12 protein-coding genes are annotated in these 14,069 nt (G+C 59.1%); 4 read left to right on the top strand and 8 right to left on the bottom strand.

Translation table 11 applies throughout. The features are described 5' to 3' along the window. Window position 1: 1 nt before the first annotated feature. The 3 genes from AB2L51_RS00430 to rsmA all read left to right on the top strand — a co-directional run bounded on the left by AB2L51_RS00430 (window position 2) and on the right by rsmA (window position 4,608). On the top strand, window positions 2-2,329 hold the full coding sequence (locus AB2L51_RS00430; RefSeq protein WP_395580970.1) for an LPS-assembly protein LptD: 2,328 nt from the start codon (window positions 2-4) through the stop codon (window positions 2,327-2,329). A gap of 81 nt (window positions 2,330-2,410) precedes the next feature. Beyond that, complete coding sequence (locus tag AB2L51_RS00425; RefSeq protein WP_395580643.1) at window positions 2,411-3,781, top strand: peptidylprolyl isomerase; 1,371 nt, start codon at window positions 2,411-2,413, stop codon at window positions 3,779-3,781. A 2-nt stretch (window positions 3,782-3,783) separates the two neighbouring features. Then, complete coding sequence (gene rsmA, locus AB2L51_RS00420) at window positions 3,784-4,608, top strand: 16S rRNA (adenine(1518)-N(6)/adenine(1519)-N(6))-dimethyltransferase RsmA (RefSeq protein ID WP_395580969.1); 825 nt, start codon at window positions 3,784-3,786, stop codon at window positions 4,606-4,608. Here rsmA and AB2L51_RS00415 read toward each other — a convergent pair. From AB2L51_RS00415 to AB2L51_RS00380, 8 genes are all read right to left on the bottom strand, one after another. Further along, window positions 4,605-5,831, bottom strand: a complete 1,227-nt coding sequence (locus tag AB2L51_RS00415) for a class I SAM-dependent methyltransferase (protein WP_395580642.1) — start codon at window positions 5,829-5,831, stop codon at window positions 4,605-4,607. The genes rsmA and AB2L51_RS00415 overlap by 4 nt on opposite strands. 123 nt (window positions 5,832-5,954) lie before the next feature. After that, window positions 5,955-6,545 carry a 50S ribosomal protein L9 gene (gene rplI / locus AB2L51_RS00410; RefSeq protein WP_395580641.1) on the bottom strand — a complete coding sequence of 197 codons (591 nt, stop codon included), beginning with the start codon at window positions 6,543-6,545 and terminating at the stop codon, window positions 5,955-5,957. A gap of 11 nt (window positions 6,546-6,556) precedes the next feature. Continuing rightward, a complete protein-coding gene (gene rpsR, locus AB2L51_RS00405; protein ID WP_025827191.1) occupies window positions 6,557-6,832 on the bottom strand; it encodes a 30S ribosomal protein S18 in 276 nt (91 codons plus the stop codon). A gap of 5 nt (window positions 6,833-6,837) precedes the next feature. Next, on the bottom strand, window positions 6,838-7,293 hold the full coding sequence (rpsF, locus tag AB2L51_RS00400) for a 30S ribosomal protein S6 (protein ID WP_166110366.1): 456 nt from the start codon (window positions 7,291-7,293) through the stop codon (window positions 6,838-6,840). 157 nt (window positions 7,294-7,450) lie between these two features. Then, a complete protein-coding gene (locus AB2L51_RS00395; RefSeq protein ID WP_395580640.1) occupies window positions 7,451-8,029 on the bottom strand; it encodes a GNAT family N-acetyltransferase in 579 nt (192 codons plus the stop codon). Next, window positions 8,019-9,998: an RNA polymerase sigma factor RpoD gene (rpoD, locus tag AB2L51_RS00390; RefSeq protein ID WP_395580639.1), complete on the bottom strand. Its 1,980-nt coding sequence runs from the start codon at window positions 9,996-9,998 to the stop codon at window positions 8,019-8,021. The genes AB2L51_RS00395 and rpoD overlap by 11 nt, the downstream gene beginning before the upstream one ends. Window positions 9,999-10,154: 156 nt before the next feature. Then, the gene (gene dnaG / locus AB2L51_RS00385; protein ID WP_395580638.1) at window positions 10,155-11,990 is read right to left on the bottom strand and encodes a DNA primase; all 1,836 of its coding nucleotides are present in this window, start codon (window positions 11,988-11,990) and stop codon (window positions 10,155-10,157) included. A 25-nt stretch (window positions 11,991-12,015) separates the two neighbouring features. Next, a complete protein-coding gene (locus tag AB2L51_RS00380; RefSeq protein WP_395580637.1) occupies window positions 12,016-12,471 on the bottom strand; it encodes a GatB/YqeY domain-containing protein in 456 nt (151 codons plus the stop codon). 181 nt (window positions 12,472-12,652) lie between these two features. Between AB2L51_RS00380 and carA the strand changes: the two genes are divergently transcribed. Beyond that, window positions 12,653-14,059, top strand: a complete 1,407-nt coding sequence (gene carA, locus AB2L51_RS00375) for a glutamine-hydrolyzing carbamoyl-phosphate synthase small subunit (protein WP_395580636.1) — start codon at window positions 12,653-12,655, stop codon at window positions 14,057-14,059. Window positions 14,060-14,069: the final 10 nt, after the last annotated feature.

Below are 14,069 nucleotides of genomic sequence, written 5' to 3'. Positions count from 1 at the left end.
CGTGGCGCTCCGGCCTTTTTGCTGCGCTCTGCTGCGCCGCCGCTCCACCCTGAGTGCTGCAACTGCACTGGGGAGCGTTGCTGCCTGTCTGGTGATCAGCCAACCCAAAACGGCTCTTGCGCAATTCAAACCCCTGTCCATGCACGTTAACTCCCAGCAGCGGACATCCCCCAACGACCCCGCCACCTTTCAGGCTGACAAGGTTGATTACAACGACGTTGAACACACCGTAACCTGGACCGGCAACGTACAGGTCTGGCAGGGCGACCGCGTCCTGCGTGCGGACAAGATCGTGTATGACAGGGACACGGGCCTTATGGCCGCGCGTGGAAATGTTGTGACCATCCAGCCCAATGGCTCGGTCATATATGCCCATTATGCCGAGCTGACAGGCGGCATGAAGGACGGGATCATGCTGCATGTGAATGCCACCATGCCAGACAACGCCAAACTGGCCGCCAATGGCATGCGCCGCACTGGCGGCAAAATCAACGACATGAGCCGCGTCGTATATACAGCCTGCGAAATCTGCGAAAAAGACAAAACCCGCCCCCCCTTCTGGCAGTTCCGCGCCTTTGATGCGACACAGGACCTAGAACACCAGAAGATAGACTTCCGCGATGCCTCCCTTGATATTCTGGGTGTACCGGTTATCTATCTGCCCTATTTTTCCATGACCGATCCGTCCGCCAAGCGACGCAGCGGTTTTCTCATGCCGGGGCTTACCCCGCATGACCGCTACCTTGGCACCTATATTACCATTCCCTACTACTGGGTGATCAACCAGCAGTCGGATATGAACGTACAGGGACTACTCGCCACCAAGACGGGGCCACAGTTGAGCGGGCTTTACCGTAACCGCCTGAATTTTGGCATGCTGAGCGTCCGTGCCGGTATCGCCTACGATACGCACAGAGCCAAAATGTACACGAACAACTTTGGTGATGAGGAAAAAAGTGGTGGCAACCATGGCTTGCAGGGCCACGTGTTCGTCAGCGGCAACTTCTCCATCAACAAATACTGGCTCGCGGGTGCGAACATCAACTACGCCAGTTCCGCCAACTACATGCGAGACTACCGTGTGCAGGGTTATGGGGCAGACACCCTGAACTCCAACGCCTATCTGGAAGGGTTTGGCACCGGGTCTTACAACCGTCTGGACGGGCAGTACTATGAAGGGCTGAACCAGGGGATCATTCACAACAGGGACCTGCCCCTTGTTCTGCCCCGCTACACCTACAGCTTTACCGGCCAGCCCGACATGCTGGGGGGGCGCCTGAGCGTCAACACAACAAACTTCAACGTCAAGCGCGATAACGGGGTTTCTGACCAGCGCGGTGAATTGCAGCTGAACTGGAACCGTCCGTTCCACACAAAAATGGGCCAGCAGTTCCTGCTGACCCTACGTCTGGATTCAATGGTCTATCGCGCCCGCAAACTGTACCAGCAGCCGACCTATTACAATACGTCCCATACCTCCGTTACCGGGCAGGTTCTGCCGACCATAGCCCTTAAAACCAACTGGCCATTCGTGCGCACTTTTGAGCGCGGTCGCGGCACACAGCTGATCGAGCCGATCGTACAGGGCATTTACGCCCCCAATACCGGCAATAACGGTAATGACATGATCCCCAACGAAGACAGCATGAGCTACGAATTTACCGATAGCACGCTGTTTTCCCTCAACCGGTATCAGGGTACGGACAGGCTGGATGGCGGGCTACGCGGCAACGTGGGCGTACATGCCAACTGGACATGGGACGGGCATATTGTGGACCTGCTGGCTGGCGAAAGTTTTCAGCAGCACATTACACATGACATGATCCCCTATTCCGGTCTGGACCACCATGCTTCGGATGTAGTGGCGCGCGCACGGGTTATTCCCAGCCAGTATTTTGACTTCACGGCCCGCATGCGTCTGGACCCGCACAAGACCAAAATCAACTTTGGCGATGCGCTCTTCAGCGCTGGTGTGCCGCACTTTCGCGTTCGTGGTGGTTACATTTACGAACCCGTCACACCTTACTACTATTTTGCCACCAACTACCGCGCCTACTCCCCCAACCAGCTCTACACAACAGAGACCAGCGAACTCAGCGGCGGCGTGTCCGTGGACTGGCGGAGCTGGCATGCCTCGGGCTTTTCCCGGCGCAGCCTCTCACGCAAGAACTTCGTCTCTCTCGGCGGGGATATCGGGTATGATAATGACTGCTTCGCTATCGACTTCATGTACCTGAAGCAATACACCACCATCGGTGGGCAGCAGCGTAACTCGACCTATCTGATCACGGTAAGCCTTAAAACGCTGGGGGCTTTCGGCCTCAAGTAAGAACCGCTTCAAAAACAGTGCCATCTCCGGTATCACAAACAGATCGTTCTGATATGGCAGAAAGCTGAAAGACCGTTCCGTATGAGTCTGCGCTCCTTAACACTGGCTTGTTGTTCTCTTACCGCGCTGGCTCTTCCGGTCTGTGCGGCGGCTCCCCATGCCGCGGCGGCCACCCACCACCACTCATCTGGCGCCAAATCCGCGCAGGCCCCCGCGAGTGGCGCACAGCCCGAGCCGGATGACATGATCGTTGCGGTCGTCAACAGTATTCCCCTGACCAAAAGGGACGTGGACAATCGCGGCAAGCTCTTTGCCCTCTCCACCGGTCTGCCCGTATCCGATGACCTGATGGCCCGCCTGCGCCCGCAGATTATCCGTCAGATGATTGATGAAAAACTGCGCACACAGGAAATCCTGAGCCGCCACATCAACATTGCTCCTGAACAGATTGCCGCAGCCATTGGCAACATTGAAAAACGCAATGGCATGCCCGCAGGCGCCCTGCGCAACCATCTTGCGCAGGATGGCGTCTCCCTGACCACGCTGATCGACCAGTTGCGCGTACAGATTGGCTGGATTCAGGTTTTGCGGCAGGAACTTGGGCCACGCTCACGCGTATCCGCTGGCGATATTGCCCAGCGCCAGGCCGCGCTAAAGCGCGAAGAAGGCCGGACGGAATACGAAATCAGCGAAATTTTTGTCAAGGTGGATGACCCCCGCCACGCGGAGGAAGAACTCGCCTTTACCAATACGGTTATTGACGAACTGCGCAAAGGTGCGCCCTTCCCCATTGTTGCCGCCCAGTTCTCCCAGAGCCAGACAGCGCTTGACGGTGGCTCCATGGGCTGGGTGCAGGAAGATGAGCTGGACCCCAGCGTGGTCGATATTGTCCGTCGGATGCCTGTGGGCATCGGCGCTGTTTCCAACCCCATTACCGTGCCCGGCGGGTTCCTGATTGTCACATTGAACGGCAAGCGGGTTGTGGGGAAGGAAATCGGGCATATGGTTGATATCCGTCAGGTTTTTGTGGCGTTTGACACACCGCTCGATCCCCAGCACGTGACCCCCCAGCAGGAGGCCGCGCTCCAGAAGGCCATGCACATCAGCCAGACAACCCATAGCTGTCCGGAAATGGAAGCCGCCAACAGGGGAGAAGGGGAAAAACGCCCCAGCAACCCCGGCGAACTGCCGCTTGAGCGCCTGAACCCACAGATGCAGTCTGTACTGGCCGAACTTCCCATTGGTCAGGTTTCACGCCCCATGGTCTCACGCGAGGGGATTGACCTGCTGATGGTCTGCTCCAAATCGGAAAAGAACTTTTCCAACCGTTCCCCGAGCGAAATTGCCGATCAGTTGATGAACGAGCGCGTGGAACAGGCCGCACGCCAGCTTGATAGTGATCTGCACCGCCGCGCCATGATCGACCTGCGCGTTAAACTGAAAGGGGCGTAACTCTGCCTCCCGAACTGGAAAGCCTGCGCGACGTCATCCGCCGGCATGAACTGGACGCCCGTAAGGCGCTGGGCCAGCACTTTTTGCTCGACCCCGGCATTACCGACCATATTGCCGCCCTTGCGGGTACGCTGGACGGGCAGCACGTTGTTGAAGTCGGTCCCGGCCCCGGTGGGCTGACACGCTCCCTGCTGGCGGCAGGGGCCACCACCGTTACCGCAGTGGAACTGGATAGCCGCGCTGTGGCGGTTATTCAGGAGCTGGCCCAGTTCTACCCCGACCGCCTGAGCGTGGTCGAGGCTGACGCCCTTAAACAGGACCTGACAGCCCTCTGCCCTGCCCCCCGGCAGATTGTCGCCAACCTGCCCTACAATGTTGCCACCCCCCTGCTTGTAGGCTGGTTACGACAGGGCACAGCATGGGGGCGACTGACCCTTATGTTCCAGCTGGAAGTGGCAGAGCGGATCTGTGCTGCACCCGATAGCGAACATTACGGCCGCCTTGCCGTGCTAAGCCAGTGGTGTGCGGAGTGCGCCGTGGTGATGAAGCTGCCACCGGGGGCCTTTACGCCTCCTCCGGCGGTCTGGTCCGCTGTGGCCAGCATTACACCCCACCGCGAGCAGCCTGCCCCTGCCCTGTTCAAAGCCATGGAGCGTGTTACTGCCGCGGCTTTTGGTCAGAGACGCAAAATGCTGCGTGGCTCGCTCAAGAGCCTGAACGGCGCAAAACTGCTGGATGCCGCCGCCATAGACGGCACCCGCCGGGCCGAAACCCTGAGCATTGCAGAGTTTGACCAGTTGGCCCGCGCCCATCTGGCGCTGGGCTAGTTCGCGCCAGTTTTGCTCCGCTCTGCATCCACCATATAGTCACGGGTATAAGGTACAGCACTTATGGAGGGGGAGAGCTGCAACTGGAAGTTCATGTGCCCCTGCACGCGGAAAGCCAGCTCGGCTGCGGCCAGATAGAACTCGAACATTCTGGCAAAGCGTTCGTCATACATGGCTACGGCTTCGGGGCGGCGTGCGGCAAAACGCTCGCGCCAGATGGCAATGGTTCTGGCGTAGTGCAGGCGCAGGATTTCACAATCCGTCACCCATAGGCCCGTCTGCTGCACGGCAGAAAAAACCTCGCTCAATGCAGGGGAATACCCACCGGGGAAGATGTATTTGTTCATCCACGGGTTGGTCGTACCCGGCTCGTCGCTCCGGCCTATGGAGTGGATCAGCGCTATGCCATCGGGGGTAAGGGCATTGCGGATGGTTTCAAAAAACGCCTTGTAATGCCCGACACCGACGTGCTCGAACATGCCAACCGAGACAATCCGGTCAAACTTGCGCGTGAGGTGGCGGTAATCCAGCAGCTCAAAACGCACCTGCCCGGCAAGCCCGGCATCCTGCGCACGCTGGCGTGCAAAAGCCAGCTGTTCTTCCGAGAGGGTAATCCCCGTAACAACGGCACCGTAGTCCTTGGCCAGTGTCAGGGCCATGCCACCCCAGCCACAGCCTATATCCAGCACTTCCAGCCCGGGCCGGTCCAGTTTGAGCTTGGAGGCAATGTGGTGTTTTTTGGCTTCCTGTGCTTCATCCAGCGTTTCTTCCCCGGTGGGGAAGTAAGCGCAGGAATACTGCCAGTCCTTATCCAGAAACAGCGCATACAGGCTGTTCCCCAGATCATAATGATGGGCCACATTCTGCTTGGAGCGCGAGGTGGAATTAAACTGGATCCAACCGCGCCGCACATAGCGAAAAGCCGCGGAAAGCTGCTCTGCAATATGGCCAGCGGGGTTCATGGCATTGAGCATAAGCAGGTGCAGCAGGTCGTACAGGGAGCAGTCCAGCGGCTCCAGAAAGCCATCCATATAGGCTTCACCAAAGGCCAGACCGGGGTTGAGCACAAGGGATTTAACGGCTGCCGCATTTTTTAAATGCACACCAACCTGCGGGCCGGGTTTAACACCTTGGTAAACAGTTGTGGTCGCATCCGGCCACAACACGCGCAGGGAGCCAGATACCACAAAATGCCGCAAGATCGGCCCCAGAACGCGCTTCATGCTCACGTTTCCCTATGCTTAAAAATAATTTAAGCAAATACATAGAACGAAACGGACAAACCGACAAAAAAAAAGGACCGGCCTGAGCCGATCCTCTTTTCACACTCTCGCAAAAGCGAAAAATCAGGCCGTTGCGTCCTGAGCTTCAACTTCTTCAGCGTCAGCAACGATTTCGCCTTCAACAAAGGCTTCGTCACCGGCCAGAGTGGCTTCTTCTTCCACGGAGGTCGCTTCGCCACGTGCCTGACGTTCAGCTTCTTCCTGCGAACGGGCAACGTTAACGATAACAGACACGACAACTTCCGGGTGCAGAGCAACCTTGACCTCATAAAGCCCGAGGGACTTGATGGGGTGAGCAAGAGAGACCTGCTGGCGGGAGATGGTAAAACTAGCTTCCGTTACGGACTGCGCCACGTCGCGGGTGCTCACGGAGCCATACAGGCTGCCGCTGTCACCAGCCTGACGGATCAGAACAACCGCCAGACCTTCCATCCGTTCGGACAGACGTTCTGCTTCTTCGCGGTTTTTGATGTTCTGTGCTTCAAGCTGTGCACGTTCACGATCGAAACGGGCACGGTTGGCTTCGTTCGCACGAATGGCCATGCCCTGCGGCAGCAGGTAGTTACGGGCATAACCCGGACGAACCTTTACCGCATCACCCATCTGACCCAGATGCGCAACACGCTGGAGCAGGATTACTTCTGTAGCAGCCATGGTTGTTCCCCTCAGCTCACAACGTAAGGAAGCAGAGCCAGGAAGCGGGCACGCTTGATAGCCTGTGCCAGCTCACGCTGCTTTTTTGCGGAAACCGCCGTAATGCGGCTCGGCACGATCTTTCCACGTTCGGAAAGGAAGCGGCTGAGCAGACGCACGTCCTTGTAATCGATCTTCGGCGCGTTGGGGCCGGAGAACGGGCAGGACTTGCGACGACGGTAGAACGGACGGCGAGCGCCAACAGCCGGACGACGGGCGGCGGGATTGATTTCTGTGGTTTCAGACATCTGAATTACTCCGCTGCGTTTTCTGGCTGGTCAGCAATCCGGTCGTCGCCACCGCGACGGCCGCCACGACCGCTTTCAAAACGGCCACCGGCTGGCTTGGCGCCACCACGGAAGCTGCCGCGTTCGCCACGGTCTTCGCCCTTGCGGGACAGAACGGGGGACGGTGCTTCGTCAATTTCATCCACCCGCAGCGTCAGCAGACGCAGGATGTCTTCATTGAGGGACAGCTGGCGTTCAATTTCCTTGAGCAGCTCGGAACGCACTTCCAGACCCAGAAGAGCATAATGGCCCTTGCGGTTCTTTTTGATGCGGTATGAAAGGCTGCGCAGGCCCCAGTATTCACGCTTGCGAACGGCACCGCCGTCTGCTTCGATCTGAGCGGCAATACCGTCCAGAATAGCGTCCACCTGCTGCTGAGAAATATCATTACGTGCGATCAGCACGCTTTCGTAAAGTGGCATGTTTGCTCCCTTCGGATACAATCAACCCATCCACGCCGAACCCTTTCGGCAGCGGAGCCTCTGAACTGGCCAGAAAGCGAGGGTATAGCCGGACCAATGCCTGAGCCCGGCAGGGAAAGGGAGTGTCAACCACACCCAGCCCGAAAATGCAAGATATTTAGCAGCGCAGATGCGCAGGAATATCCAGCCCAAGGCGGTCCGGCACGTCCCATTCCTCATCCACACGGCGGATGATCTCAAACCCCATCTGCCGGTAGAGCGGTAGAGCGCGGGGATGGTCCGCCGTGCAGGTATTGACCCGCACGCTCTGCGGGCCATAAGCCCATGCCCGGCGCAGCACTCCATCCAGAAAAGCCCTGCCAACACCCAGCCCTATGGCTTCGGGCAGCAGCCCGAAATAGGCCAGATTGATGTTCTGCGGGTCACCCAGATTGAGCTCGTAAAAACCACGAATATGCTCGTGCTCACGCAGCAGGCCAACTTTTATGGGAGCTGTCGCCAGCAGATTGGCCAAAGCCTTGTCTGACAGAACCTGCCGCATCCACCAGCAGCAGTTGCGCCCCACACCAAAATGCAGGGTACGGTACTGGGTCAAGGACAGGCGCACGTCATTTTCAAGCACCCAGCCCGGCGGCAGGGCCACAGCAGGCGTTACCGGGGGCTGGTCCATACGCATGAAGGTGACCTGCACCTGCATGCGCGTGACTGGCTCCAGAAAGCCCGGATCAGTTATCATCCAGGAAGGAACGCAGCTTGCGGCTCCGGCTGGGGTGCTTGAGCTTGCGCAGCGCCTTGGCCTCAATCTGGCGGATACGCTCGCGGGTAACGTTGAACTGCTGACCGACTTCTTCAAGCGTATGGTCGGTGTTCATGCCAATACCAAAGCGCATCCGCAGCACACGCTCCTCACGCGGGGTGAGAGAGGCCAGAACACGGGTTGTGGCTTCGCGCAGGTTGGTCTGGATAGCCGCATCAAGCGGAATAACCGCCGACTTGTCTTCGATGAAGTCCCCAAGGTGGCTGTCTTCCTCATCCCCGATCGGGGTTTCGAGGGAGATCGGCTCCTTGGCGATCTTGAGCACCTTGCGCACTTTTTCCAGCGGCATGCCCAGCTTTTCGGCCAGCTCTTCGGGGGCGGGTTCGCGCCCGATCTCATGCAGCATCTGGCGCGAAGTACGCACCAGCTTGTTGATGGTCTCGATCATGTGCACAGGAATACGAATGGTCCGCGCCTGATCCGCAATGGAGCGGGTGATCGCCTGCCTGATCCACCACGTCGCGTAGGTGGAGAACTTGTAGCCACGGCGGTATTCGAATTTGTCCACCGCCTTCATCAGGCCGATATTGCCTTCCTGAATCAGGTCAAGGAACTGAAGGCCACGGTTGGTGTATTTTTTGGCAATGGAAATAACCAGCCGCAGATTGGCCTCGATCATTTCCTTTTTGGCGCGCGCGGAATCCCGCTCGCCACGGGCGACCGTTGCGTATACACGCCGGAACTCGCCAATGGGCAGACCGGTTTCCTGCGCCAGACCCGCCACGCTGTTCCGCAGGTCAACAACCGCTGGCGCGTGCTTGGCCACAAAGTTCTTCCATGAGCGGCCCGGCAGGGCGGCAGCCATGTCCATCCAGCCCGGGTCCAGTTCGCGACCACGGTATTTCATCAAAAAATCGTCGCGGGAGACACGGCAGCTTTCGGCCAGACGCAGCATACGCCCTTCCAGCACGTTCAGGCGCTGGAACATCTGCTTGAGCTGGGCCACCAGATCTTCAATGCGATTGTTGTGCAGGTGAACCTGCTCAACCTTGCTCACCAGCTGGTCACGCAATGCGATGTAGTTGTCCTCGAACGCGCCATCCACATCCTCACCGGATGTCAGGGCTTCAATCCGGTGCACCTGCAATTTGCGCAGGGCCTCGTACAGAGGTTCGATTTCAGCAAAATGAGCCAGAATCTCTGGTTTGAGTTTTTCTTCCAGCGCGGAAAGCGACAGGCCGCTACCTTCGCCCTCAATATCGCCTTCGGATTCGCTGTCGGCCTCTTCGGCCTCTTCGGTCTCGGATTCGGCAAAGGCTTCGCCTTCGGCACCCTCCGCCCCTTCCTCCATCGGCCCGCCGCTCTGCATGGCTTCGAGGTCCACAATGTCACGCAGCAGCATTTCATTGTTCAGGATTTTCTCGTGCCAGGAGATAATGGCGCGGAAGGTCAGCGGGCTTTCACACAGGCCGCCGATCATTTCATCACGGCCTGCTTCGATCCGCTTTGCGATGGCGATTTCGCCTTCGCGGGAGAGCAGTTCAACCGTACCCATTTCGCGCAGGTACATCCGGACGGGGTCATCCGTGCGGCCTGCGCTTTCGTTCACATTCCCTGCCGCCGGGCCTTCTGCATCGGCCTCGGCTTCAGGCTCTTCCTCATCCGATTCTTCATCGTCATCGGCAGGCTTCTGGGCTTCGCCTTCTTCGCTCTCTTCGCTTTCGACCACCTGAATGCCCATTTCGGACAAGACGGCCATAATGTCCTCGATCTGTTCGGAGGACATTTTATCCTGCGGCAGAACGGCATTCAGCTCATCAAACGTGATACATCCCCGCTCGCGCCCTTTTGCGATCAGCTTTTTGACCGCGGATGACTGAGTATCCAACAGGCTGGAATCACCATCCTGTTCCTGCGCTGCGTTCGTTGATGCCGTTTTTGTCGCCATGCCAGACCTGCTCCTCCCCCCATCTGTATCCCGGACAGAATACAGAACGACCAGTTTACCACACTTACACTGTTCACGTTATTCGGGGCGGGCAGGACGTGGGATATACTGAGCGCGAAGTCAAGAGGAACACCCTCAGGAACATTCAGCCACTCCTCAGATATCCGCCTCATCCAGTCCACCACGACGCAGACGCTCCATGGCCTCCAGCCGCGCCTGTAATCTCTGCCATTGGCTGGTATCTCCCGTTTTTTCCACACAAAAACGGGCCGCGTCGTCCATAACCTCGCGTATGAAGTGGTCACGGTACAACAAGCCGTAAAAATGCCACCATCGTGTTCTGGCAGCAACAATCTCCACGTCGCCATGGCTCAGGCCTGTGCCATCAACACGCATAAGCGGCGCCAGAGTTGCCTCCTGCCCGTGCGCCTTCAGCCATGCGCGCAGGTCATCCTCCGTTTGGGGCAGGCAACCATCAGCCGACAGATCCAGCAGCACGCCACGCAATGGCGCAAAATCTACTGGTAAGTCAAGGCGACACAAGGCTTCTTCCATTTCCGCCACCAACTGGGGGTGCTCCACCAGCAGCAGCAGCATCAGGCGTTGCAGCTCCTGCGCCTGATCCAGATTAACCGTGTGCGAATCCTGCACGGCACCGGGGCTGGCAAAAGCGGACTTCCCTCCCCCGGACTTTGCCTTCCCCCGCCCCTGCTGGCGGAAGGTTGCAAAAAAACGGTCCAGCAATGTCGCGCGGTATTCCGATGCCAGAGCCTTATCCGGAATAAGGGCGGCAACATCACTCAGCCTGCGCCGCAGGGCGGCACGTTCCTCCGGCCCCGGGTTGGTAATCCCGGCGGCCAGCAGGTCAAACAGCACGCTGGACAAGGGGGATGCCCCGGCAAAAAACTCCGCCACAAAGGCCGCGCCACGCTGGCTGACCAGACTATCGGGGTCCTCCCCATCAGGCAGCAGACAGATGCGCAGCGTATGATCGGGGGCAAGCAGGGGCAAACCGGTTTCCGCCGCCTTTACGGCAGCCCGCCTGCCTGCGCCATCGCCATCAAAACACAGTATGGGTGCCCGATCGACCTGCCACAGAACGTCCATCTGCTCAGGTGTCAGGGCGGTGCCCAAGGGGGCCACAGCCCCGGTAAAGCCCGCCTGATGCAGGGCTATGACATCCATATACCCTTCCACCACAATCAGGTCCGGGGCCACCACGCCTTTGGGCCTTGGTGCCCGCACGGCCGCACGGGCGCGGTCCAGCCCGAACAGCAGCCTGCGCTTGGAAAAAAGCGGGGTTTCCGGCCCATTCAGGTATTTGGGCTGCCCATCCCCCAGAATACGCCCCCCAAAGGAGACAAGCCGCCCCTTGCGGTCGCGGATGGGGAATGTCACCCGCCCCCAGAACAGCTCGCCCTTTGGCCTACCCTCCTCATCCACCCGCATGAGCCCGGCCTGCGCCATCTGCTCGGGAGTTATGCCCTGTGGGGCAAGTGCTTCCACCAGATGCCCACGCCCCGTACTGGCCCAGCCCAGCCCAAAAGCCGTTATGGTCTCCCGCGTCAGGCCACGACCGAGCAGGTAGTCCAGCCCTGCACGCCCCTCGGGCTTGTACAGAGCGGCAGACCACACGGCCTGAGCGGCCTCCAGCACATCTTCCAGCGAGCGGACATGGGCCACCTCCTCACGCGTGGCGCGGGTGTCCTTTGGCACTTCCATCCCTGCGGCGGCGGACAGTTCCTCCACCGCCTCGGGGAAGTTCTTGCCCTCCATCTGCATGACAAAGGAAATGACATCCCCATGCACACCACAGCCAAAGCAATGGAAGTGGTCATCATACACGTAGAACGAAGGCGTTTTTTCCCCATGGAAGGGGCAGCACCCTTTCCAGTTCCGCCCCGAGCGCGCGAGTTTGACCCTCCGCCCGATAACAGAAGTTATGGGCGTACGGGCGCGCAGTTCATCCAGAAAGTTGGAATCAATGGCCATGGGGTGCGTATGCCAACTCCGCGCCTTAGCCCAGCAGGGCCTTTACGGCAGCACTTGCGCGGCTCATATCCAGCGCAGCGCCAAACCTGCCTTTTAGCACACCCATGACCTTGCCCATATCCTTCATGGACGCAGCACCGGTAGAAGCCACAGCTTCGGCCACGGCGGCATGCAGCGTTGCCTCATCCAGTTCAGGCGGCAGATAGCCACGGATTACGGCAATTTCGGCGTCTTCCTTGTCTGCCAGTTCGGGGCGTCCGGCTTCGCGGTACAGGGTAGCGGATTCCGTGCGGGACTTGATCATGCCGCGCAGGGCGGAAATGCCTTCTTCCTCGCTCAGCCCTTCATTCCCCTTTGCACGACCTGCGATTTCCACATCCTTGAGCCTGGCCGTAACCATGCGAATGGTTGCAACGCGGGCACTTTCGCCTGCCTTCATTGCGGTTTTCAGGTCTGCCATCAGGCTTTCACGAAGGGTCATGCTTCTTCTACGCTCCATATGTGTTTACAATCGCCGCGCACCATACCACCCGGCACGGAAAAAAGCTTTACGGGAAAAAACTTCCCAGTCGCCCGCACACTCGCTTTTTCCGGGTGGGAAATTTCTTCCCACCTCGCTGACATGCTGCTAGAAGAGCGCTCCGGGAGGAACCATTTTGCACATGCCCATGTCAATCGACTCCATTATAGCCCGCATTGGCGGCGCAGATGCCACAGCACGGCTGACTGGCGTTGGCACCGAAGCCATTCGCAAATGGCGACAGGCGCAGGCCATTCCCTCCCGCCATTGGCCAGCCATTGCGCAGGCCACGGGTCTTTCCCTTCAGGACCTCCAGCCCACACCCGCAGTTACAGACAGACCCTCCCCCCTTGCGGGAGGCAGCCAGACAGGATCATCCATGCCTCAAGCCCGCCCGGATGGCGCGACCGCCGCTCTTGTTCTCGCAGATGGCAGCGTATTGTGGGGGAAAGGCTTTGGCGCCTTCACACCCAGGCCCGCCATTGGGGAAATCTGCTTTTCCACCAGCATGACCGGGTATCAGGAAACCCTGACCGACCCCTCCTTTGCCGGGCAGATCATTACCTTTACCTTCCCGCATATCGGCAATGTTGGCACGAACGCGCTGGATGACGAGGCCGTACGCCCCGCAGCCCTTGGGCTTGTGGTCAAGGAAGACCCGACCGAGCAGGCCAACTGGCGCGCAACCAGCAGTCTGGATGCGTGGCTCAAGCAGCACGGCACCCCCGGCATTGCCGGCGTGGACACCCGCAGCCTGACCCTGAAAATCCGTGATGGCGGCGCACAGACCGCAGCCCTTGTCTTCCCTGCCGATGGCAGGTTCGATCTGGACGCCATTGCCGCAGACGTTGCCGCATGGCCGGGGCTGGAAGGCATGGACCTTGCCAAGGAAGTAACCTGTGCCGCGCCCTATGACTGGTCCGAAGGTGTGTGGTCATGGCCAGACATCACCGCAGCCCCCACGGGCAGGCGGCGCAAGGTTGTCGCGGTGGACTACGGGGCAAAACGCAACATTCTGCGCTGCCTTGTGAGTGCTGGCTGTGATGTGATCGTAGTACCCGCCACTACCACGGGTGAGCAGATCCTCGCCCTCAAGCCCGAAGGCGTGTTCCTCTCCAACGGTCCAGGGGACCCCGCAGCCACAGCCACCTACGCCGTGCCTGCCATCCGCACCGTGCTGGAAGCGGGCATACCGCTGTTTGGTATCTGCCTTGGGCACCAGCTTCTGGCGCAGGCTCTTGGGGCCAAGACCTACAAGATGGAACGCGGCCACCGGGGTGCCAACCAGCCTGTGCAGGACCTGGCAACCGGCAAGGTGGAAATTACCAGCCAGAACCACGGCTTTGCCGTAGATGCCAAAACCCTGCCCGACGACGCGCATGTGACCCATGTCAGCCTGTTTGACGGCTCGAACGAAGGGCTGGCATCCGACAGGTACGCAGCTTTTTCCGTCCAGTATCACCCCGAGGCCAGCCCCGGCCCGTCAGACAGTTTTTATCTGTTTGAACGGTTTGTCACCCTGATCGACACCAACGGCGTCAAGCACTAACAGGACCGAA

Source organism: Acetobacter fabarum (assembly GCF_040702925.2).
GTDB lineage: Bacteria > Pseudomonadota > Alphaproteobacteria > Acetobacterales > Acetobacteraceae > Acetobacter > Acetobacter fabarum_B.
The sequence above is the reverse complement of the archived record's forward strand: the minus strand, read 5'-3'. Positions and strand labels throughout refer to the sequence as shown.